The sequence below is a fragment of the Noviherbaspirillum sp. L7-7A genome, from assembly GCF_019052805.1.
Lineage (GTDB): Bacteria > Pseudomonadota > Gammaproteobacteria > Burkholderiales > Burkholderiaceae_D > Noviherbaspirillum_A.
In genome coordinates, this window is sequence record NZ_JAHQRJ010000003.1 from 191,485 (window position 1) to 213,119 (window position 21,635).

The 21,635-nt window shown below is 65.3% G+C and carries 21 protein-coding genes, 1 pseudogene and 1 riboswitch; of the genes and pseudogenes, 9 read left to right on the forward strand and 13 right to left on the reverse strand.

Annotated elements, in window-relative coordinates; translation table 11 throughout:
- Positions 1-2 precede the first annotated feature (2 nt).
- The 4 genes from KTQ42_RS22385 to KTQ42_RS24140 all read right to left on the reverse strand — a co-directional run bounded on the left by KTQ42_RS22385 (position 3) and on the right by KTQ42_RS24140 (position 3,429).
- Positions 3-998, reverse strand: a complete 996-nt coding sequence (locus tag KTQ42_RS22385; RefSeq protein ID WP_217347829.1) for a tripartite tricarboxylate transporter substrate binding protein — start codon at positions 996-998, stop codon at positions 3-5.
- A 171-nt stretch (positions 999-1,169) separates the two neighbouring features.
- Entirely contained in the window at positions 1,170-2,051 is an 882-nt protein-coding gene (locus KTQ42_RS22390) for a helix-turn-helix domain-containing protein (protein WP_217347830.1), read from the reverse strand.
- A 72-nt stretch (positions 2,052-2,123) separates the two neighbouring features.
- On the reverse strand, positions 2,124-2,924 hold the full coding sequence (locus KTQ42_RS22395; RefSeq protein ID WP_217347831.1) for a substrate-binding domain-containing protein: 801 nt from the start codon (positions 2,922-2,924) through the stop codon (positions 2,124-2,126).
- Between the two features lie 334 nt (positions 2,925-3,258).
- Positions 3,259-3,429 carry a hypothetical protein gene (locus tag KTQ42_RS24140; protein ID WP_249223065.1) on the reverse strand — a complete coding sequence of 57 codons (171 nt, stop codon included), beginning with the start codon at positions 3,427-3,429 and terminating at the stop codon, positions 3,259-3,261.
- Positions 3,430-3,452: 23 nt separating this feature from the next.
- Here KTQ42_RS24140 and KTQ42_RS24145 point away from each other — a divergent pair.
- A pseudogene (locus KTQ42_RS24145) lies at positions 3,453-4,808 on the forward strand (HipA domain-containing protein).
- 256 nt (positions 4,809-5,064) lie between these two features.
- On the opposite strand, the gene KTQ42_RS22415 reads toward KTQ42_RS24145, so the two are convergent.
- The 5 genes from KTQ42_RS22415 to KTQ42_RS22435 all read right to left on the reverse strand — a co-directional run bounded on the left by KTQ42_RS22415 (position 5,065) and on the right by KTQ42_RS22435 (position 10,111).
- Complete coding sequence (locus KTQ42_RS22415; RefSeq protein ID WP_217347835.1) at positions 5,065-5,727, reverse strand: TetR/AcrR family transcriptional regulator; 663 nt, start codon at positions 5,725-5,727, stop codon at positions 5,065-5,067.
- A 122-nt stretch (positions 5,728-5,849) separates the two neighbouring features.
- Positions 5,850-6,716, reverse strand: coding sequence for a sugar phosphate isomerase/epimerase family protein (locus KTQ42_RS22420; protein ID WP_217347836.1), 867 nt, complete (start codon positions 6,714-6,716; stop codon positions 5,850-5,852).
- Between the two features lies 1 nt (position 6,717).
- On the reverse strand, positions 6,718-7,905 hold the full coding sequence (locus KTQ42_RS22425) for a dihydrodipicolinate synthase family protein (protein WP_217347837.1): 1,188 nt from the start codon (positions 7,903-7,905) through the stop codon (positions 6,718-6,720).
- An 8-nt stretch (positions 7,906-7,913) separates the two neighbouring features.
- The gene (locus KTQ42_RS22430; RefSeq protein ID WP_217347838.1) at positions 7,914-9,077 is read right to left on the reverse strand and encodes a Gfo/Idh/MocA family oxidoreductase; all 1,164 of its coding nucleotides are present in this window, start codon (positions 9,075-9,077) and stop codon (positions 7,914-7,916) included.
- Between the two features lie 62 nt (positions 9,078-9,139).
- The gene (locus tag KTQ42_RS22435; protein WP_217347839.1) at positions 9,140-10,111 is read right to left on the reverse strand and encodes a tripartite tricarboxylate transporter substrate binding protein; all 972 of its coding nucleotides are present in this window, start codon (positions 10,109-10,111) and stop codon (positions 9,140-9,142) included.
- A 590-nt stretch (positions 10,112-10,701) separates the two neighbouring features.
- On the opposite strand from KTQ42_RS22435, the gene KTQ42_RS22440 reads away from it, so the two are divergent.
- Positions 10,702-11,937 (forward strand): methyl-accepting chemotaxis protein, encoded by a 1,236-nt coding sequence (locus KTQ42_RS22440; RefSeq protein ID WP_217347840.1) that lies wholly within the window; start codon positions 10,702-10,704, stop codon positions 11,935-11,937.
- A gap of 17 nt (positions 11,938-11,954) precedes the next feature.
- Here the strand turns inward: KTQ42_RS22440 and KTQ42_RS22445 are convergent, their stop codons facing one another.
- The 3 genes from KTQ42_RS22445 to KTQ42_RS22455 all read right to left on the reverse strand — a co-directional run bounded on the left by KTQ42_RS22445 (position 11,955) and on the right by KTQ42_RS22455 (position 13,949).
- Positions 11,955-12,278, reverse strand: a complete 324-nt coding sequence (locus tag KTQ42_RS22445) for a hypothetical protein (protein WP_217347841.1) — start codon at positions 12,276-12,278, stop codon at positions 11,955-11,957.
- Positions 12,279-12,359: 81 nt separating this feature from the next.
- Entirely contained in the window at positions 12,360-12,863 is a 504-nt protein-coding gene (locus tag KTQ42_RS22450; RefSeq protein ID WP_217347842.1) for a hypothetical protein, read from the reverse strand.
- A gap of 159 nt (positions 12,864-13,022) precedes the next feature.
- Complete coding sequence (locus tag KTQ42_RS22455; protein WP_249223066.1) at positions 13,023-13,949, reverse strand: LysR family transcriptional regulator; 927 nt, start codon at positions 13,947-13,949, stop codon at positions 13,023-13,025.
- A 172-nt stretch (positions 13,950-14,121) separates the two neighbouring features.
- Here KTQ42_RS22455 and KTQ42_RS22460 point away from each other — a divergent pair, with 172 nt between their 5' ends.
- Entirely contained in the window at positions 14,122-15,105 is a 984-nt protein-coding gene (locus tag KTQ42_RS22460; protein WP_217347844.1) for a tripartite tricarboxylate transporter substrate binding protein, read from the forward strand.
- Positions 15,106-15,148: 43 nt separating this feature from the next.
- On the opposite strand, the gene KTQ42_RS22465 is transcribed toward KTQ42_RS22460, so the two are convergent.
- Positions 15,149-16,009 (reverse strand): alpha/beta hydrolase, encoded by an 861-nt coding sequence (locus KTQ42_RS22465; RefSeq protein ID WP_217347845.1) that lies wholly within the window; start codon positions 16,007-16,009, stop codon positions 15,149-15,151.
- A 45-nt stretch (positions 16,010-16,054) separates the two neighbouring features.
- Between KTQ42_RS22465 and KTQ42_RS24305 the strand changes: the two genes are divergently transcribed.
- The 6 genes from KTQ42_RS24305 to KTQ42_RS22490 all read left to right on the forward strand — a co-directional run bounded on the left by KTQ42_RS24305 (position 16,055) and on the right by KTQ42_RS22490 (position 21,617).
- Positions 16,055-16,177, forward strand: coding sequence for a hypothetical protein (locus KTQ42_RS24305; protein WP_283093320.1), 123 nt, complete (start codon positions 16,055-16,057; stop codon positions 16,175-16,177).
- 13 nt (positions 16,178-16,190) lie between these two features.
- The gene (locus KTQ42_RS22470) at positions 16,191-16,841 is read left to right on the forward strand and encodes a hypothetical protein (RefSeq protein WP_217347846.1); all 651 of its coding nucleotides are present in this window, start codon (positions 16,191-16,193) and stop codon (positions 16,839-16,841) included.
- Between the two features lie 52 nt (positions 16,842-16,893).
- Positions 16,894-17,934, forward strand: coding sequence for a nicotinate-nucleotide--dimethylbenzimidazole phosphoribosyltransferase (cobT, locus tag KTQ42_RS22475; protein ID WP_217347847.1), 1,041 nt, complete (start codon positions 16,894-16,896; stop codon positions 17,932-17,934).
- Positions 17,931-18,731, forward strand: coding sequence for an adenosylcobinamide-GDP ribazoletransferase (locus KTQ42_RS22480; protein ID WP_217347848.1), 801 nt, complete (start codon positions 17,931-17,933; stop codon positions 18,729-18,731). The genes cobT and KTQ42_RS22480 overlap by 4 nt, the downstream gene beginning before the upstream one ends.
- A gap of 4 nt (positions 18,732-18,735) precedes the next feature.
- The gene (locus KTQ42_RS22485; RefSeq protein WP_217347849.1) at positions 18,736-19,296 is read left to right on the forward strand and encodes a histidine phosphatase family protein; all 561 of its coding nucleotides are present in this window, start codon (positions 18,736-18,738) and stop codon (positions 19,294-19,296) included.
- Between the two features lie 68 nt (positions 19,297-19,364).
- Positions 19,365-19,605, forward strand: a riboswitch (cobalamin riboswitch).
- A 77-nt stretch (positions 19,606-19,682) separates the two neighbouring features.
- Positions 19,683-21,617: a TonB-dependent receptor gene (locus KTQ42_RS22490; RefSeq protein ID WP_217347850.1), complete on the forward strand. Its 1,935-nt coding sequence runs from the start codon at positions 19,683-19,685 to the stop codon at positions 21,615-21,617.
- The last annotated feature ends 18 nt before the right edge of the window (positions 21,618-21,635 follow it).

A 21,635-nucleotide genomic window follows, 5' to 3' on the forward strand; every position in this document is an offset into this window, starting at 1 on the left:
GATTAATCTGCGCTTGCGCCAGATTTCTGTACCAAGAGGCGCCAGCGTTCGATGTCGGCATGGACAAAGGCCTGGAATTCCTGGTGCTGGTTGCCAATCGGATCGGCGCCCAGATCGCGCAGGCGTGACTGCACCGCCGGATCGGCCACTGCCGCGGCGATGTCGCGGCTGATCCTGTCCACCAGCAGCTGCGGCGTGGCGCGCGGCGCGAACAGGCCGAACCAGGACTGCAGATCGATCTCCCTAAAACCCGACTCGGCGAAGGTCGGCACCTCGGGCTGCTGGCGGCTGCGTTGCCGGCCGGTGATGGCAAGCGCATGCAGCCGGCCCGACTTCAGTTGCGGCTGGGCCTCAGGCAGGTTGGCGAACATGACCTGGATCTGGCCGCCCAGCAGGTCGTTCATGGCCAGCGTGCCACCCTTGTAGGCCACATGCACCATGCCGGCCCCTGAGGCGGTATTGAAGAGTTCGCCGGCCAGATGGGCCGCGGTGCCGACGCCGCCGGAGCCGAAATTGAGCTTGCCCGGCTGGCCGGCGGCATAGGTGGCCAGCTGTTTCGCCGAGCTGGCAGGCACATCCGGATGCGCAACCAAGATCAGCGGCACCGAGGCCAGGTTGGACAGCGCGACGAAATCTTTGCTGAGGCTGTAGTCCAGCTTGCGGTACAGCGAGGAATTGATCGCATGGCTGGAGGTGGCCATCAGCAGCGTGTAGCCGTCGGCCGGCGACCTGGCCGCCTGCACCGCGCCGATATTGCCGTTGGCGCCGGCACGGTTGTCGACGATGACCGACTGACCCCATTTTTCCGACAGTTTCTGCGCCACGGTGCGGGCGATCACATCGGTCGCGCCGCCCGGTGCGAAGGGCACGATCAGGCGCACCGGGCGGTTGGGAAAGTCGTCGGCTTTCTGGTCAGGCTTCTGCTGCGCATGGGCCAAGGGCATCGCGCAAAGCGCAACGGCTAATGCTAGCGCCCTACGGCGGTTCGGATGTTTCATCGCGTCTCCTCGGCAAAAGATGTCGGTGGCTTGGGCCGCCGCGTGCGTCAGGCATACGGCCGGCATCGGCTCTTGTGCAGGGAGCGTAAGGGATGGGCGTAGCCGAACGTTAGGACGCAAGCGTGTTTTGCTTGGACTTTTTTGCGCGGCGCGCTGGCGACGTCTCAGCCGTCAGAAAACCGGTCCGGCATAGCGCTTCTTGAATTCGAGCGGGCTGCAGGCGGTGTGCTTTCTGAAGAAGCGGGAGAAGTAGGCCGGGTCGTCGAAGTTGAGCTGGTAGCACACTTCAGAGACGCCAAGTTCGGACTGGGTCAGCAGCCGCTTGGCTTCCAGCAGTATCCGTTCCTGTATCAGCGCCGACGCCGTCTTGCCCGTGGCCTGCCTGATGGCTTCGTTCAGGCGGCGCTCGGTGACCCGCAGGGCCGCGGCGAAATCGCGCACCGGCATCGCTTCCAGGTAGTGCTGCTCGACCAGCAGCTTGAAACGCCTGGCCAGGCCGTAATGCCTGGGTGAGGCTTCCGCGTCGGCCGCGCCGCGTTCCGGCTGCAGGCGGCGCAGGCGCGTCATCAGCAGCATGGTCAGGGCGCGGATGGCATCGTTGCGCCATGCCGCGCTGCCGTCAAATTCTTGCTCGATCGACTGCACCAGCGGCAGCAGCTCCCCATGCTGCCGCGCCGACAGGTAAAGCGCGGGATGGGCATGGCCGACATCGAAGAAGGGAATGTCTTCCGGGCGCGGATAGATCTGCAGGAAGAATTCGGCGCTGAAGTTGAGCACGTAGCCGGTGGGTGCGACGTCGGAGTTCCAGGCATGCATCTGGCCGGGCGCGATGAAGAACACCGAATGCGGCGTCACTGCCAGGGTGTCGAAATCCAGCAGGTGCTGGCCGCGCGCATCGGAAATCCACAGCAGGTGGTAGTAGCCATGGCGGTGCAGGAAGGGCCGTGGCACGTCGTCGCGGCCATCGAGCCGGACCAGGTCGAACAGGAAGGTATCGGCCTCGGCACTGAAGCTCGACACCGGGAAGTTGGGCAAGGGATCGATGTTGCGCATGGTCGCGGATCATGCCCGAATTCGGCGCGCCACGCACGAACGGCGCCGGCCGAAGTCGGCGGCAGACACCCCTTACTCGGGCGGGCGCAGGCCATGCGAACGCAGACGCTCGCGTTCGGCGGCGCTGGTGACCAGCGTGGCGAATGCCGTGGCTTCGGGCGCGGCATCCTTGTTCAGCCACAGCGCATAGGTGGTGGCCAGGTCGAACCGGCCCGGAAACGGGCCGAGCAATGCCCGTGCATCGGCCTGGACGATTTCGCTGATCTGCGTCACGCCGAGGTCGGCCTTTCCTTCCAAAACCAGATGCATGGTCTCGACGCCATCCCTGGCCAGCGTGGCCTTGCCCAGCACCTGCTCGCGGATGCCGAGTTCCTCGATCACCTGCAGGAAATGCTTGCCCACGGTGGCGCCGCGCGCCGGGTCGGAAAAGGCGATGCGTGGCGCGGCAAGCAGCGCGGCGCGCAATTGCTCGGGCGTGGCGATGGCAGGCCGCTCGCCGTCCGGCGGGGCGGCGAGGCCGCCCACGGTGGCGCCGATCAGGCTGGTCATGCCGTTGCCCAGCCGCCCGTCCTTCTCGGCCGCGCGCAGCCTGGCCTCGGTGGTCACCAGAAAGGTTGCCGCCGGGTCGGCGATGAAACGCTGCTCCGCAGCGCCCGCGGTATCGAACAGCAGCATGACGCGGTGTCCAGTCGCCGCTTCGAAGTCGCGTGCAATCTGCTCCAGCGGCGCCTTCACGCCGGCCGCTGCATAGAGGCGCATTTCCGCCGCGCTTGCCGGCGACAGCCAAGCGGCCAGGGTCGTGGCCAGCAGGAGGCCCGCAACGATGACGCGACGGGTCCGGGGGCGCTGCTTGTTCAGGAATCGGGATGGCACGATGTTCGTCCTTTGATGAGCGAGTATCAGGATGTAGCGTAGCACGTACCCCAGCACCAGCCCCGGTCTTGTGCAACGGCAACAATTCACAATTAATTCTATTAAAGTAGAACTTTAAAAGTTTCGATGGCATCACTTTTCTAAAATTCTGCGACCGCAGAATTTAAACTGCGTGCTGTAGTGGCGTCAGTTAATAATCTGCTATTACAGAATATTTGGTGTTTCCATGAGAACGGTTTAACCTGTTTCCTTCCCTACCGACCCATTCGTAAGCTCGGTCGATGTGCTTGCAAGGGCCGTACGGGACGCGCGCGCACAGGCCCGCGTGACCGTGTCAGACGCGGCATTGGTCGCCAACGTGTCCATACAAACTCTTGTCGACGTCGAAGCCGGCCGCCCGGGCGTCAGCATCGGGAAGATCCTCCAGATTGCTGATGCACTCGGCGTCAGCCTGTTCGTTGCACTGGCCGTCCAGCGTGAGGCACTGCGCAGTCACATCAGGCATACCGCTTCCAGCGAGAACGAAAAATGAATCTCGTCGTGTGGGCTCGACGACAGCGTGTCGGGTTGCTGTCGTATGACGGCGCCATGAGCCAATTCGCGTGCAAGTACGAACCGGACTGGCTAGACCAACGCGGCGCCTTTGCGCTTGGGCCGTCACTGCCCCTTACGCCCGACCCGAAACAGAGCGCCGACCAGCATAGTGCGGTCGTACGGCAGTTTTTCCAGAACCTCCTGCCAGAGGGGCAAGCGCTGGAAGACGCGGCCGGCGTCAATAATGTTTCCAGGACCAGCGTGATGGGGTTGTTGCATGTGCTGGGTCGGGAGACTGCCGGCGCGTTGATGTTTACGCTGCCCGACGAAGACCTCGGCCAGCTGGGACAGCCGTCACGCCTGCTGACCGATGCGGAGCTCTACCAACGGATCCGGGAACGGCCGCAGATGCTATTTTCCGTCTGGGATGGCAAGGTTCGCCTGTCCATTGCCGGCTACCAGGACAAACTGGTGGTCTACCAGGAAGATGGTCAATGGTTCCTGGTCGAAGACCCGCGCCTGGCGTCCACCTTGATCGCCAAACCCGAGCCCGTCGCCAGCTTCATGGCCGGCATGATCACGAATGAATTCATCTGCATGCGCCTTGCTGCTGCGCTCAAGCTGCCGGTTGCGAATGTCCACCTTAGGCATGTGCCCGAGGCGATGCTGGTCATCGAGCGCTTCGACCGTGTCGTTATGCCGGCGACAAACGGTAAGACGTTCGTCTAGCGGATTCATTGCATCGATGGCTGCCAGGCCCTGGGCTTGCCGGTCGACTTTAAATATGAACGCCCGTATGGCAATGCTCCCGATGTGCGGAACGTGCGCGACGGCGCGTCGCTCAACCGGTTCCTGACCCTGCTTGACGACAAGACGATCACGCCTGCGCCCGTTGTGTCGAAGCTGCAGTTCCTGCGCTGGGCAATTTTTGAGGTGCTAATCGGCAATACCGATGCGCACGCCAAGAACATGAGCTTTTTTTGCGAGAACGGCGGGCTGGCTGTCGCGCTAGCCTATGACCTGGTTTGTGCCTTGGTCTATGCCGGCGGCAACGTCCAAGACACGCTGGCCATGGCAGTCGGCGACAACTTTGATCCACTCAGGATCAGCGCCCACGACTGGGCCCAGATGGCTCACGAAAACAAGCTAGCACCGCGACTAGTGGCCAGCGAGTTGCGTCGGATGGCAAAAGCCTGTTTGGATGTGCTCACCCGGCTCGTAAAGAAGCTTGAGAACGAGGGCGCGCAACAGGCCATGCTTTTGCGCGTTCAAGACGTCGTGGTGCGCCAGGCAGCGGAAGCGATGCGGGTAGCCCCGCTGATCTCGAAAGTGGACAAGAACCTGTTTTGAAGCGGACCTGCGCAGCTTCAGGCAATCATGGCGACCGTTGCCCGTCTCCCCTGAAATCCCCGGCGGTTGCTGGTCCTGAAGTGCACTTGTTGCGCTGATGCGCGACAGGGGACTTGCGGCCGCGAGCAGGCGCAGAGCGATGCCGGCTTGTTCGACGCGGCAGCATTTGCCGGCGTGTGGAAGCTGCTGCATAACACGCCAATTTTTTCCGGCTGTGCAAACCCTGGCTACCGAGAAAACGCCTTCCAGCGCCGGTTCAGCGCAGCACGTAACCCAGCACCAGCTCGGTCATGTGCGACAGCCGCTCCGCCTCCGCCTTGGGGCTTTGCAGGTCACGCCCGAACACCACTGACAGCGTATGCCGGTTCGACAGGTAGAAGAAGGACAGCGCCGCAATCGAGATATACAGCTGCAGCGGATCCACGCCGCCGCGGAACAGGCCGGCGGCGCGGCCGCGTTCCAGCACCTTGTCCAGGGTCTGGATCAGGGGCGAATTCATCGTCTGTATCTGGGCCGAATTCTTCAGGTGTGCGGCCTGGTGCAGGTTCTCGCTGTTGAGCAGCGTGAGGAATTCCGGATGCCCGATGTAGTAATGCCAGGTGAAGGAGACGAGACGGCGTATCGCCTCGACCGGGTCGATCTCGTCGAGCTGCAGTTCGCGCTCGGCGCTGCGGATGTTTTCGTAGGCGCGCTCTAGTACTGCCTGGAACAGCGCCTCCTTGTTGCCGAAGTAGTAATAGAGCAGGCGCTTGTTCAGGCCGGCGCGCGCCGCGATGGCGTCGATGCGGGCACCGCCCAGTCCGAGCGCGGCGAATTCATCGGTGGCCGCTTCGATGATGGCCTGGCGGGTGCGCGCCGCATTGCGGCCGATGAGGCCGGCGGGTGCCTCGGCCGTGTCGTCATGGATGGGATTGCTCATTGGCCTTGTGTGCCTGCTCGAAACGATGGTCAGAGCGGCAAGGATAACCGCTGGCGGGCATGCATGCTCGTTCTTTCCGGGGAAGCTGGCCGCCAGCGTCAAGGCGATGGCGGCCAGCCGGCTCAGACCGCGCTGCGATGGCGCTGCATGCAGGTGTCCAGCACCTCGCCGCCATCGCGCTTCCACCAGTTTTCCGCGGAAAAGATCTCGACCTCGCTGTAGCCCGCGAAGCCGGCCTGCTCCACCCAGCCGCGGATGCGGGGAATGTCGATGACGCCGTCGCCCATCATGCCGCGGTCGTTCAACAGGTCGCGGGTGGGCAGCAGCCAGTCGCAGACGTGAAAGGCCAGCAGCCGCTCGCTCCCGGCGCGCCGGATCTGTGCTTCCAGTTCCGGGTCCCACCAGACATGGTAGACATCAAGCGCCACGCCGAGCGCGCCGCTGCGGCCGGGGTCGAGCAGGTCGCACAGGTCCAGCGCCTGCGCCATGGTGTTGACGCAGGCGCGGTCGGCCGCATACATCGGATGCAGCGGCTCGATGGCCAGCGGCATGCCCACGCTCCTGGCGTATTCCAGGGTGGCGGCGATGCCGTCGCGCACATCGTTGCGGGCGGCAGCGATGTCCTTGTGCTCGGGCTTGCCCTGCAGGCCGCCCGGCAGGCCGCCCACCACCAGCACCAGGCAGGCGGCATCGAGCGCGCGGGCTTCATCGACCGCGCGGCGGTTGTCGTCGAGCGCATCCTGCCGGCCTTCGCGGGTCGTGGCGGGGAACATGCCGCCGCGGCAGTAGCCGGAGAGCGACATGCCGGTATCGCGCAGCAGCCGCGTCACTGTGTCCAGCCCGGCTTCGGCAACCTGGTCGCGCCAGGGGGAGATGGCGCGGATCTCGCGCCGGGCGCATTCCTCGATGATGCGGTCGAGCTTCCATTGGGCGCGCACGGTAGCGGTGTTAATCGACAGCCAGCGATGGGATTCGGAAAAGTCGCGCATCTCAGTCTCCAACGCCATGCAATCCCAGCAGATGCCGCATCCTGCGCACCGCCAGTTCCGGCTGCTCGATCAGGCCGGCGGCGTCGGCCAGCCGGAACAGTTCGGCAAAATGCACCAGCGAGCGGGTACTCTGCTGGCCGCCGACCATGGTGAAGTGCTTCTGGTGGCCATTGAGCCAGGCCATGAACACCACGCCGGTCTTGTAGTAGCGGGTAGGGGCGCGGAAGATGTGGCGCGACAGCGGCACCGTGGGCGCCAGGATCGCGTGGAAAGCCGCTTCATTGCCGGCAGCCAGTTCCGACAGCGCGGCGCTCGCGGCCGGCGCGATGGCATCGAAGATGCCCAGCAGCGCATCGCTGCTGTGGTGGTTCGGCAGCGCACCTTCGCCGTCGCCGGCAATCAGCTCGGCGTAGTTGAAGTCGTCGCCGGTGTACATGCGCACGCCTTCGGGCAGGCGGCGTCGCATCGCGATCTCGCGGTCCTTGTCGAGAAGCGATATCTTGATGCCATCGACCTTGCCGGCATTGGCGCGGATGATGCCAAGCGCCGTCTCCATGGCCTGATCGATGTCGGTGCTGCCCCAGTAGCCGGCCAGCGCCGGGTCGAACATGTCGCCCAGCCAGTGCAGCACGACCGGCTGCCTGGCCTGCTGCAGCAGGCGGTTGTAGACCCGCTCATAGTCCGACGGGCCGTCGGCCACCCGCGCCAGCGCGCGGCTAGCCATCAGGATCAGCTTGCCGCCCAAGCCTTCGATGGCTTCCATCTGTTCCTCGTAGGCGCGGATCACGTCGTCGACATCGCGCGCCGACTCGGGCGGCAGCTGGTCGGTGCCGCAGCCGGATGCAACCAGCGCGCCCGGATAGTCGCGGGCCGCGTCGAGCGAGCGGCGTATCAGCTCAAGCGAGGTGTTCCAGTCCAGGCCCATGCCGCGCTGCGCGGTATCCATCGCCTCGGCCACGCCCAGGCCCATCGACCACAGCCGCTGGCGGTAGGCGATGGTGGCATCCCAGTCGACGGCTGCCTGCATCCAGGGATCGATGGCGGCCAGCGGGTTGGCCACCACGTGCGCGGCCGAATAGGCGATGCGGCTGAAGGCCGGCCGGTCGGGCGCGACGATCGGCGTTCTCATACTGGGCGTATAGCCGTGCAGCGCGCCGTCCGCGCCCGGCAGTTGCAGTGAAAGCGTCATTGTCGGCCTCACAGCGGCAGCGGTTGCACGTCGACCCAGCGCCGCTCTTTCCAGCTCAGCAGCGCATCCTCCACCAGCTGCACACCCTTGGCGCCTTCCGGCAGCGTGTAGCGGTAGGGCGCGTCCTCCACCACGTGACGGATGAACTGCTCCCACTGGATCTTGAAGCCGTTGTCATATTCCTGGGTGTCCGGCACCTCGGCCCACTGGTCGACGAAATCCATGGTTTGTTTCTGGTCCGGGTTCCACACCGGTCGCGGCGTGTTGACCCGCGACTGCGAGCGGCATTCGGTGAGCGTGGCAACTGCCGAGCCTTCGGTGCCGTCGACATGGAAGGTCACCAGGTCATCGCGCTTGACGCGGGTTGCCCAGGAGCTGTTGACCTGGGCGACGATGCGCTCGCCGTTGTGGCCTTTCAACTCCAGCGTGGCATAGGCAGCGTCGTCGGCGGTGGCTTCATAGGGCTTGCCGGACTCGTCCCAGCGCTGCGAGATATGGGTGGCGCCCAGGCAGGAGATTGATTGCACTTCGCCGAACAGGTTGTCCAGCACATAGCGCCAGTGGCACATCATGTCGAGGATCATGCCGCCGCCGTCTTCCTTGCGGTAGTTCCAGGAAGGCCGCTGTATCGGCTGCAGGTCGCCTTCGAATACCCAGTAGCCGAACTCGATGCGCACCGCCAGCATCTTGCCGAAGAAGCCGGCCCGGCGCAGCATGTCGAGCTTGCGCAGGCCGGGCAGGAACAGCTTGTCCTGCACCGCGCCATGCTTCAGGCCCGAGCGCTCGGCCAGCCTGGCAATCTCCACCGCTTCATTGAGGTTGGTGGCGATCGGCTTTTCGCAATACACATGCTTGCCGGCGCGGATGGCCTGCGCCAGGAGCGTCGGGCGCATCTGGGTGGTGCCGGCATCGAAGAAGACGGTGTCGTCGGGATTGGCCAGCGCTTCCTCCAGGTTGCTGCCCCAGCGTTCTATGCCATGGGCCCTGGCCAGCGCCGCAATCTTCTCGGCATTGCGGCCGATCAGGATCGGGTCGGGCATCACCCGGTCGCCATTGGACAGCGTCACGCCGCCCTGCTTGCGGATGGCGACGATGGAGCGGATCAGGTGCTGGTTCATGCCCATGCGGCCGGTGACGCCATGCATGATCAGGCCGAGTCGTTGTGTGGTCATGGTTTCTCCTTCGGTGGTTCGGTGCGGTGTGGTTGCGGCGTTATTGCAGCGTGGCTGCGGTGTTATTGCGGGGCGATGCCGGCATCCTTGACCAGCTTCGAGTTGGCGTTGACCTCTTCCTGGATGTACCGGTCGAACTGCTCGGGCGGCAGGGTCCAGACTTCGGCGCCGAGCTTGGCGAAGCGCTCCTTCACATCGTCGGAAGCGAGCGCCTTCTGCACTTCGGCATGCAACCTGGCCACGATCTCGCGCGGCGTTTTCGCCGGCGCCATCATGCCGATCCAGAAATTGAACTCGGAATTGGGCACGCCGGCTTCGGCCGTGGTGGGAATATCCGGCAGGGCGCTGGAGCGCTGGGGCGACCCGACCGCAAGGGCCAGCAGCCGGCCTTCCCTGATCTGCGGCAGCACCGGCGCAATCGGCGAAAAATAGTATTCGACCCGCCCGGCCAGCACTTCATTGACTGCCTCTGGCGATCCCTTGAACGGGATGTGGGTGGTATTGATGCCAGCCTGCACCTTGAACTTCTCCGCATTCAGGTGGGTGGCGCTCCCTTGGCCAGCGGAGGCGAAGTTTAGGGTGCCGGGCTTGGCCTTGGCGGCGTCGACCAGTTCCTTCACCGAGCGCAGGTTTTTGGTTGGTGATACCACCAGCACATTGGGCAGGGTGGCGATGGGGGTCACGCCAGCGAAGTCCCTCAGGGTGTCATAGGGCAGCTTGGCAAAGGTGGACGGGCTGACCGTATGAGACGAGGAATGGATTAACAGGGTGTAGCCGTCGGGCGCCGCATGCGCCACCGCTGCCGCGCCGATGGTGCCGCCGGCGCCGCCGCGATTGTCCACGACCACCTGCTGGCCCAGGCTGGCGCTGAGCTTGTCGGTGATGGCGCGGGCAATGATGTCGGTGGTGCTGCCGGCGGTGAACGGCACGACCACGCGGATCGGTTTGGTCGGATAGGCTGGCGCCTGCGCGGCAGCCGAAACATGCATCAGTCCTGCAATGCAGGCTAGGCCTGCGTAATGAACAGCTTTCATGATGTCTCCTCGTCTCTGTCTGGCGGCCGCGCGGACGGCATGTGTCGGCCTGGAATCGTTTTAATTAACCGATTGGTTAATAAACGTATGATAGAACCGGGTTGGCACGATGGTCAAGAGATAATAACGCAGGCGTTTTTTCGCATATGAGCGCCCCGAAGTTGCAGTGGGATAAAGTCTCAATACACTAATTCACCATATAGGTAATAAAATGCCAGCGCGGCATGCAAATGCTTTGTCAATAATCCTGTGCGATCGACCGTGTCGCTGTCGTTCGCTTCGCGCTGCACGGGAAACGGCGGCCCGCACCGCCATCGATGTCATCCATGCCTTCCGCCCAGCGTTGCCGCTGCTCCGAAACGCCCCAGGGGCCAACCTCGCCGGCACAATCCAGCGCCGGTCCGGGCACCCGCACGGGCGCATGACCGCGCCCAATTCCTGCTGCTGTCCCAGCATTTTTTCTAGCGAAGGAATGGGCGATGGACAAATTTGTGAAATAATGTATTTCCGCTAGACAACTTATTTCAAAAAGTTGATCTGGCATGCAACACGGCAACCCGCAACGGACATCATTCAATACAGGAGACACAATGGCATTCGACGATCTGAAGATCGGCACGCGTATTGGCATTAGCTTTACCGCAGTTCTGGCTTTGAGCCTGTGCGGCATGGCCGCCGGCGCCCTTCAATTGGGCGAACTGGGCGATCCATCGAAGCTGGAAGCCATCGTCGCCGCCAACAAGACCGCGGCGCTGGCAGCCGACGTGGCGTCGGCGCGCATGCTGATGCTGGCAGCCGGCTTGCTGGCGGTGGCCGCCGGCGTCGGTGGTGCGCTGTGGCTGAAGTGGAGCACCGCGCAGCCGCTGGAACAGGCCGTGCTGATCGCCGACACCGTGACCTCGGGCGACCTCAGCCAGGAATTCGAGAGCGACCGGGGCGGCGACTTCGGCCGGCTGCTGCGCGGCCTGGGCGCGATGGAGGACAAGCTGACCGACGTGGTCACCGAGATCCGCTCGACCAGCGACGCCATCATGGTGGCATCGGACCAGATCGCCTCGGGCAACCTAGAGCTGTCTTCACGCACCGAGGAGCAGGCCAGCTCGCTGCAGCAGACCGCGGCCAGCATGCAGGAACTGACCTCGCGGGTAAAGCGCAATGCCGATGGCGCCCATGAGGCGCATGCGCTGGCGACTTCCACCTCGGGCCTGGCCGCCAAGGGCGGCAGCGCCGTGGCTGAACTGGCAGGCACTATGGAAGCCATCAGTGCATCGTCGAAGAAGATCGTCGACATCATCGGCGTCATCGACGGCATCGCTTTCCAGACCAATATTCTGGCATTGAACGCTGCGGTGGAAGCCGCCCGCGCTGGCGAGAACGGCCGCGGCTTCGCGGTGGTGGCCAGTGAAGTGCGCAGCCTTGCGCAGCGCTCGGCCAGCGCCGCCAAGGAAATCAAGGTGCTGATCGAAGCCTCGGTCGGCCAGGTGAAGGAGGGCGGCAACCGGGTGCAGCATGCGGGCCAGACCATTAACGAGATCGTCACCAGCACCCGTACCGTCAGCGAAATCCTGGCTGACATCAGCGCTGCCAGCAGCGAGCAGACTGCCGAGATCGAGCAGGTCAATGCGGCGATTGCGCAGATGGACCAGGTAACGCAGCAGAACGCCGCGCTGGTGGAGCGGGCCAACACTTCCGCGGCGGCGCTGCAGCAGCAGGCGGCCGTGCTGGCCAGCGTGGTCGGCGCCTTCAAGCTAGAGGCAGAAGAGCCGGCCGTAGCCGGCATGCAGGCACTGCCGACGGATCGGGCGCCGCAACTGCTGGCAGCCTGAAGCCAAAAGCCAGAGGCTTACTTCGGCGCTTCATCCCTTTCAAACGAGAGCGAGCGGCCGGAATACATCCCCGGAGTCACGGCTTCGACCTGCACGCCGGCAGGTGTCACCGCTTCCACGGCCTGGCCCGAACTCTCCTGCCGCGACATCACGCTGGCGCCGCTAGCCTCCAGCGGGGATCGCGGCGCTGTTGGCGATGCCATGCCACCGCGCGCCAGCACTGGCGCGGAACGCGACTCCACGACCGGGGCCACCGGCCTGATCTCTACGGTGCGGGTAATGCATCCGGAAAGCAGCGCGATGGCTGCGATGCAGAACAACGGGCGTGCATTGTGTCGCATGCTTGTCCTCCGATCGGCTCCTGCCTGCTGCGGGCTTGCACGAAGTCCGCCCGCAGCAGGCAGGTCATTACTGCCTGCCAGTTACCAATTGCCGGAAGTGGATGGTGCCGCCGGCGTGGCCGGCGTTTCGCCTGAAGCTGCGGAAGTGGCGCCCTGAGGGCTGCCACCCGCCGCCTCTTCCTGTTGCCGCTTCTCCGCCTCCAGCCTTGCGGCTTCCTGTCTTGCAGCCTCCTGTCGCGCCGCTTCCTGCTCGGCCGCGGCCTGAGCATGGCTGGAGCCGAGCACCGAGCCCAGACCCAGGCCCAGCAATGCGCCGCCGAACATGCCGCCCAGCGGGCTGCCCGGACGTCGCTGCACCTGCGCTGGCGCCCCTCCGACATAGGGTGGCCGCACCGGGCGCGGCTGCGCGACCGGGGGCGCTGGACGCGGCCTGACGACCGATGGCGGCGGCGCGGCACGCTGCCTGGTGACCTGCGCCTGCCGTCCTACCGATCGGCCGCCGCCCAGGCGCTTCGCATAGGATTCCGGCACCACCAGGGTGCATGCAACCAGGGTCAAGAACAGTTTTGCGGTCAGTTTTTGCATGGTGTGTTTCATCGGGAAAGATGTCATCGAATATGGCGCCATTCAGTAAAATTTCGAGTCCATGCAACAGCGCAAGGTTCTGCACTTGTGCAGGCCAGGCATGCGTGAAATCACGTCATGGGGCTGGCGCGGCCGCTACTCTTGTCGACAGTCAATGTTTCAGCCTGCCGGCAGCAGTTGCATGTTTCCGGCTTTAGCCTGTTCGGCCAGGCAGATGAGCGCGAAATCCCTGACCGCATCCAGCGCCGGATTGCGATGCGCCAGCGGCCAGGCCATGTAGAGCTCAGCCACCACATCCTTGCGCCACAGCGGCCGGTAGACGATGTTTTCCAGTCGCAGCGACTGGGCAGACGCCGGCACGATGGCCATGCCGATGCCGGCGCGCACTAGGCCGAGTATCGTGTGGGTCTGCGCGATCTGCTGCACATAGCGCGGCGCAATGCCCGAGGCGGCGAACAGGCTGGCGATCTTCTGGTGGAAGTAGCTGCCTTCCACCGGGTCGTACATGATGAAGTCCTGTCCCGCCAGGTCCTTCAGCGCCGGACGCAGCTTGGCGGCCAGCACATGGCTGGCCGGGATTGCCAGCAGCAGCGGCTCCTTCGACGCCAGCGCATAGCCAAAGGCCTCGCCGGAAACCAGCGGCCGCAGGAAGGCAAGGTCGATGCCGTGCGAGGACAGCGCCTGCTGCTGGTCGGACGAAACCATTTCCCGCAGCACAATGTCGACCGCCGGAAAGCGTTTTTGCAGCGCCGCCACCAGTTCCGGTATCAGCGCATAACCGGCCACCGCGGTATAGCCCAGCACCACCCGGCCGGCCTCGCCGCTTGCGATGCGGCGCGCGGTGTCGGCCGCCTGGCTGGTTAGGGCCAGCACAGCGGTGCTGTCGCGGTAGAAAGCCTGGCCGGCGGGCGTGAGCCGCACGCTACGGCTGGAGCGCTCCAGTAACTGCACGCCCAGCGCCTGCTCCAGCATCTGTATCTGCCGGCTCAGCGGCGGCTGGGTCATGAAGAGTCGGGCGGCAGCGCGGCCAAAATGCAGCTCCTCGGCGACTGCGGCAAAGCACCTGATCTGGAACAGTTCAATCATCAATTCAATTCCCGCATGGATGGATCCATTTTATAGCTTAGACGAATATGAATCCGCTGCCTATAATCAGGCCACAGGCGCTGCGCAGACAGCCCGGAAAATTACCGTTTTGCACCGGGCCCTTCCGGTGCAAGCCCGCAGCAGACAAATGATCAGACCCCTGGAGACGAAGATGATGAAAACCGTAGCGTTGCTGGCCGCCGCCTGTGCAGGCCTGTTGGCCACCACGGCCGCGACCGCGCAGGATGCAGCCGCCGGCTATCCGAAAAAGCCAATCCGCATCGTGGTGCCGTTCCCGGCCGGCGGCACTTCCGATGTGCTGGCACGCATGGTGGGCCAGAAGCTGACCGATGCCTGGGGCCAGCCGGTGGTGGTGGAAAACCGCGCCGGCGCCAACGGCAACATCGGCGCCGACCTGGTCGCCAAGTCCGAGCCCGACGGCTACACCCTGCTGCTGATGGATGTGGGCAACCTGGCAATCAGCCCCACGCTCTATCCCAAGCTGCCCTTCAGCCCGACCACCAACCTCGCGCCGGTCACGCTGCTGGCTTATTCGCCGCATCTGCTGGTGACCTATCCCGGCATGCCGGTGCAGTCGGTTAAGGAGCTGGTTAGCTATTCGAAAGCGCAAAAGGGCAAGGTCAATTTCGCGGCAGCCGCCGGCACCGGCAGCGCGGCCCACCTGGCCGGTGTGCTGTTTGCGCAGAAGACCGGCGCCGAATGGGGCTACATCCCGTACAAGGGCGGCGCCCAGGCCATCACCGACCTGGTCGGCGGCCAGATCGACGTCACCATGAACGGCATGGTGGCCACTTATCCGCATGTGAAGGACGGCAAGCTGCGCCTGCTGGCGGTGTCCAGCGCCAAGCGGCTGCCGCAGCTGCCCAATGTGCCCACCATTGCCGAGACCGTGCCCGGCTTCGTGTCCGGCAGCTGGCAGGGCGTAATGGCGCCGGCCGGCACGCCCAGGCCCATCATCAACAAGCTCAATGCCGAGATGGCCCGCATCGTGAAGCTGCCGGACGTGCGCGAGAAGATGGCCGGGCAGGGCGCCGAGCCGCAGACCAACACGCCGGACGAGTTCGGCGCCTGGTTCAAGGCCGAGATCGCGCAATGGGGCAAGGTCATTTCCGACGCCCAGATCAAGATCGACTAAGCCTCCGCCTCGCCGGCTGGCCGCTGATTACGGGCAGTCGGGATTACTCCCTTAGAAACCTCAGCAGCGCCTGGTTCACCTCGGCCGGCGCTTCAGTCTGCACCCAGTGGCTGGCCTTGCCGATGCGCTTGATGCGCACATTGGGCGCATAACGCGGCAAGCCTTCGAGCAGGAACACGCCCAGCGCCGGGTCGTGGTCGCCCCAGATCACCAGCGTGCTGGCATCGGTATGCACTGAGGCGGCCAGCGCCATGCCATCGCTGCGCATGTTCTCGCGGTAGTAGTCGAGCGCCGCCTTCAACGCGCCGGGTTGCGACAGGCAATCCACGTAATGCTGAATATCTTGCGGCCCGAAGGCGGTCTTCTGCAGCGGCATGCGGACGAACATCTCGCGCATCATGCGGTAGTCCGCGGCCGAGATCGCCGCTTCTGGCAAGCGGGGCAACTGGAAGAACACCGCATACAAGCTGCGCAGCAACTGGCTGCTGCGCCAGACCTTGCCGGAATAGATCGCCATGTGCGGCGCATTCAGGATCACCAGCTTGTCCAGCAGCGCCGGGTACAGGCCGGCGAAGGTCCAGGCGATGATGCCGCCCCAGTCATGGCCCACCACATGGGCACGCGCATCGCCGGTGGCACGCACGATCGCCGCCACGTCCGCGGCCAGCCGGCGCAGATGGTAGTCGCCCTGCCGGGGAGACACCGCTGATGGCGGATAGCCGCGCAGGTTGGGCACCCAGGCGGCATAGCCGGCGTCGGCCAGCGGCCCGACCTGGTGGCGCCAGGAGTGGCCGCTTTCCGGGAAACCATGCAGCAGGATCACCGGACTGCCCTCGCCGGTGACTTCGACATGCAGTTCCAGCCCGTCGCCAGGCAGGCGCAGGATGCGGGTGGCGTGTGGCATTGGTCTCTCCGTCGCTGTCATTCCTGGCCCATTACAGAGCCTGTCATGCAGAGCATGAAACCAGATATGGAGCAGGGCGGTTTGATTGCCGTCCTGCCCGGTGCATTTCAATGCCGGACACAGGAACGCGCCGCTGCGCCGCCGGTCGAATCCGGCATTGCGCCATGATGCCCGGAGACCGATGAAGAGCACTACGAAGATGGCGCTGGCCACTACGGCATTTGCGCTGGTGCACAGCGCGCTGGCGAGCCGTGCGGCCAAGCGGCATGCGGCGCGGCTCCTGGGCCAGCGCCGCGCGGATGCCTTTTACCGCCTCTTCTTCGTTGGTCAGTCCGTGCTTGGCTTTGCCGGCCTGATTGCCTATGGCGCCCGGTTGCCGCGGCGCACTCTCTACCAGGTGAGCGGCCCGGCCGTGGTGTTGCTGCGTGCCGGGCAGGCCGGCGGCCTGGCCTACCTGTATGCGGCGGCGCGCCAGCCCGGCGTGGCGTATCTTGCCGGCATCCACAATCTGCAGGCATGGCGGTATGGCCTGGCGATGCCGGCGGGGCCGTATGCGCAGGGACCGGAGCGCGGGCCGGATGGACGCCTCACGGTGGCGGGACCCTATCGGTGGAGCCGGCATCCGCTGAACTTCTGCGGGATACCGATCTTCTGGCTCACGCCCCACATGACCACGCGCCGCCTTGCCTTCAATCTGGTCAGCACGGCTTACTTCATGCTGGGCTCGCTGCATGAGGAGGCACGGCTGGCAGCGGCCTACGGCGCGCCTTACCGGCGTTATCAGCGCAGCGGCGTACCCTTCTTCTGGCCGTCGCCCGCGCGCCTGATTTGACGCTGCCTTCCTGCGCTTCTACACTCCCCGCTTTCTTCCGATCCCTTCCTTCATGTCCATCCCGACAGTCCATGCCATTGCCGACGCCGCCCTGGCCAGCCGGCTCGCCGCCGCCATCGATGCTAAGACCAAGCCGCCCGGCAGCCTGGGCATGCTGGAAGACCTGGCGCTGCAGCTGGGCTTGATCCTGCGCACTGTGCAGCCGCGCATCGAGAAGCCGGCACTGCTGGTGTTTGCGGCCGACCATGGCATCGTCGCGGAAAACGTCTCGCCCTATCCGCAGAGCGTAACGGCGCAGATGGTGGCTAACTTCCTGGCCGGCGGCGCGGCCATTAATGTGTTCGCGCGCCAGAACGGCTGCGCGCTGCAGGTAGTGGATGCGGGCGTGAACCACGACTTTGGCGACCTTCCCGGCCTGACGCATTGCAAGGTCGCGTTTGGTACCCGCAGCTTCGCGCGCGAGCCGGCAATGAGCGCTGCCCAGTGCGAGGCGGCACTGGCGCATGGCTACGCGCTGGCCGATGGGCTGCCGGGCAATCTGCTGGGCCTCGGTGAAATGGGGATCGGCAATACCACCTCGGCCGCGGCCCTGATGCACAAGCTGACCGGCCTGCCGCTGGCCGACTGCGTCGGCGCCGGCACCGGCCTGGATGCCAACGGCGTGCGTCGCAAGCAGGCCGTGATCGACGCCGCGGTGGCGTTGCACCGGGACGTCGTGGCGCCGCTGGACGTGCTGGCCACCTTCGGCGGACTGGAAATCGCGATGATGGCCGGCGCGATGCTGAGGGCGGCAGAGCGGCGCATGGTGCTCCTGATCGACGGCTTCATCGTCAGCAGCGCGCTGCTGGTGGCGGCACGGCTGCAGCCCGCCGTGCTGGACTACTGCGTGTTTGCCCACTGCTCAGGCGAGCACGGCCACCGGCAGTTGCTGCAGCAGCTAGGCGGCCGGCCATTGCTGCAACTGGGCATGCGGCTGGGCGAAGGCACCGGCGCCGCGCTGGCCCTGTCGCTAGTGCAGGCGGCAGCCGGCTTCCTCTGCGGGATGGCGACCTTCGAGTCAGCATCGGTGAGCAACCGGGCAGCCGGGGCATGAGTAGGCCGGCTGGCCTGGTACCGGCACTGAAGCACCAGGCGCGGCTGTTCTTCGTGGCCCTGCAGTTCTTCACCCGCATACCGATACCGCAGCGGGTGGGCTTCGATCCCGAATGGCTGCATCATGCGGCGCGCTTTTTTCCCGCGGTGGGCCTGGTGGTGGGCCTTGCCACCGCTGCCGTTCATGCTGCATCAGCGCAGCTGTGGCCGCCTGCCGTGGCGGCACTGCTGTCGACCATACTGGGCATCCTGCTCACCGGCGCCTTTCACGAGGATGGCTTTGCCGATGTCTGCGACGGTATGGGCGGCGGCTACACCGCCGAACGCACCCTGGAAATCATGAAGGACTCGCGCGTCGGCGCCTTCGGCGCGATCGGCATCATGCTGATGCTGGCGCTGAAGATCGCGGCGCTGGCCAGCCTGCCGACATGGACTGCCGCTGCCGGCCTGCTGGCCGCGCATCCGCTGTCGCGCCTTCTGTCGGGTTCACTGATCCGGCTGATGGCCTATGCCCGGCATGAAGGCAAGGCCAAGCCGCTCGCCACCCGCATGAGCAATGGCGAATTCATGATTGCCCTCTGTACCGGCATCGCGCCGCTTCTCTCCCTGTGCGCGGTCGGCCTGCTGGCCTGGCAGGGCGCGCTGCTTGCCTGCCTGCTGGCGCTGGGCGGCACTGTCTGGATGGCAAGGATGTTCCTGCGCCGGCTGGGCGGCTATACCGGCGACTGCCTGGGCGCGGTGCAGCAGGTAGCCGAAGTGCTGTTCTACCTGGGCCTGCTGGCTCTGGCCGGGCGCTGAGGCAATGCGACTCTACCTGATCCGCCATCCGCAGCCTGAGGTCGCTGCCGGCATCTGCTATGGCCGCAGCGATCTTGCCGTGCCCATCGAACGCGCGCTGGAAGCGGCCGGCGCGCTGGCGCCGCGGCTGCCGCGCGACGCCCTGCTGTGGTCGAGCCCGGCTGACCGCTGCGCGGCGCTGGCCGAGCCTCTCGCCAGCGCGCTGGGCGCCACGGTGCGCTACGACGCCAGGCTGCTGGAGATGGACTTTGGCGCCTGGGAAATGCAGGCTTGGGACCGCATTCCGCGCAGCGAGGTGGATGCCTGGGCCGCTGACACGGTGGCCTATCGCCCCGGCGGCGGCGAGCGGGTGTTGGACGTGGCCGAACGCGTGAAGTCCTTTCATGACGGGCTGAAAATCGAGGGACGGGATGCGGTGCTGGTCTGCCATGCCGGCGTGATCCGGCTGCTGCTGGCGGCACTAGCGCATCACGGCATTGCCGACATCGCCAGCGCGGCGGCGCGGGCGCCGCACCGGATCGCCTATGGCGAACTGGTGATTGCCGACTACGCGGCCGGGCCCTGATTGCCTTTTTGAAACTGGGCCATGCCAATTTGTCTGGTCAATTGCTTGGTCAATTGTCAAGCGCGCCCTTACAATAGCGCCGTTCTGGTGCCCGCGGCCATGTCCATGTCCGCAGTTAAACGGGAAACACGCCGTCCTCAATGAGAGATGGATTGATATAACGTGTGCTGCCCCCGCAACGGTAAGCAAGCGTCGCATGCTCAATTCTGCATGCGGCGGCCGTCCTGAAAGCCACTGTGCGTCCAGCATGGGAAGGCAGGCCGGTCTGACTTGTGAGCCCGGATACCGGCCAGAACAGGTGGAAGGCCACCGCCGTCACAGGCGTGGCCCTCCTGGTAATCCGGCTTGCGGGGAGGCAGGCTGGAGAATTCGCCATTGATCATTTCATGCTTGCTTTCACAACCCGTCCGGTTTATGCCGGCGCCAGGCCGTTCGCCCTTCTATTTTCCTTTGCCGCCGGCTTGCCGCTGGCCGTCTCGGCCCAGGTGCCGCAACAGCGCATGGACGACATCATCGTCACATCGACCCGCGCGCCGCAGGCCCGCGCCGACCTGCTGGCCGATGCCACGGTCATCAGCGCCGAGCAGATCGCCCAGTCTGGCGCCAACTCGATGACGACCCTTCTGCAGGCACAGCGCGGCGTGGAAATCGTGCAGAACGGCGGGCCGGGCAGCAGCGCCACGGTGTACCTGCGCGGCGCCGAAGGCAAGCAGAGCGTGGTGCTGATCGATGGCATCCGCATCGGCTCGTCCACCAGCGGCGAGCCGAGCTGGCAAACTATCCCCTTGTCACTGATTGACCGCATCGAAATCGTGTACGGCCCGCTGGCCACGCTGTATGGCGCCAATGCGGTCGGCGGCGTGCTGCAGATCTTCACCAGGAAGGGCGACGGCCCGCCACGGCTGGCCGCATCAGCCGGGGTCGGCAGCTATGGCAGCCGCAGCGTCGATGCCAGCCTGATTGGTGCCACCGGTGGCGAGCACAATTTCCGCTATGCCTTCGGTGTGGCGCGGCAGAGCGCGGACGGCTTTTCGGCGAAGAAGCCGGGCCTTGCCAGCCAGGACGCGGACAAGGATGGCTATCAGCGCGAAAGCGCCAGCGCCAGTCTCTCCTACGACCTGGCGCCGGGCCACCAGCTGGGCCTGATCCTGCTGCAGAGCCGGCTCGACGCCCAGTTCGACAGCTCGGTGGCGGCGGCCCGCGGCGCGCGCCGCTATTACGATGACCGCAACCTGAGCCGGCTTGGCGCCTATGCGCTCACCAGCCGCAACCGCTTTACGGCCGACTGGACCAGCCAGCTGCAGGTCTCGCAGTCGCGCGACGAGCTGCGCTCCACCGCCGGCACCGGCGCCGGCAGCGCCTACCGCATCGCCACCGACCGCTTCGACACCACGCAGAACGCCATCAGCTGGCAGAACGACATCGCCTTCGGCCCCGACCTGCTGCAGGCGCTGCTGGAACGGCGCGAGGAAAGCGTCGACGCCAGCAGCGCGGCGCTGCAGCGCAAGCGCACCACCGACTCGGCGGCGCTGTCCTACCAGCTGCGGCGCGGCATGCATCTGGCCAGCGGCAGCGTGCGCAATGACGACAGCAGCCAGTTCGGCGCGAAGACCAGCGGCAGCATCGCCTACGGCTACCGCTTCGCGCCGGCCTGGCGCGCCAATGCCAGCCTGGCGTCGAGCTTCCGGCAGCCGACCTTCAACGAGCTGTATGCCACGAGCGGCGGCCGGCCCTATGGCATACCGGACAACCGGCCCGAGACCGGCAGGAATGCGGAACTCGGCCTGTATTACGATGACGGCATGAGCCAGTTCAGCGCCGCCCTGTACCGCAGCCCGATCAGCAGTCTGCTGGTCAATGCCAACCCCTGCCCGATCAGGCCCGCGGTGTATGCCAACGGCTGCGCCTACAACGTCAGCGAGGCGTTGCTGCGCGGCCTGACGGTGGGCGCCGGCACCCGGCTGGGCAGGCTGCAGCTGAGGGCGTCGCTGGACCTGCAGGACCCGCATGATGAAAGCAATGACAGGCTGCTGCAGCGCCGGGCCCGGCGTCATGCGGCGCTTGCCGCCGATTACGTGCAGGGCGCATGGCGCGCCGGCGTCGAAGCGGTGTTGTCGTCCGAGCGCTTCGAGTATGCGGGCGGCACCACGCGGCTGCCGGGCTATGGCCTGGTGAACCTGCATGCCAGCCTTGCGCTGAACCGGGACTGGTCCGTGTTCGGCCGCATCGGCAATCTTTTCGACAAGGACTATGAATTGGCGAAGAACTATGCCACCGAGCGCCGCACATTATTTGTCGGCGTGCGCTATGGCTTCCCTTAAACGTGGCACGGACGGCAT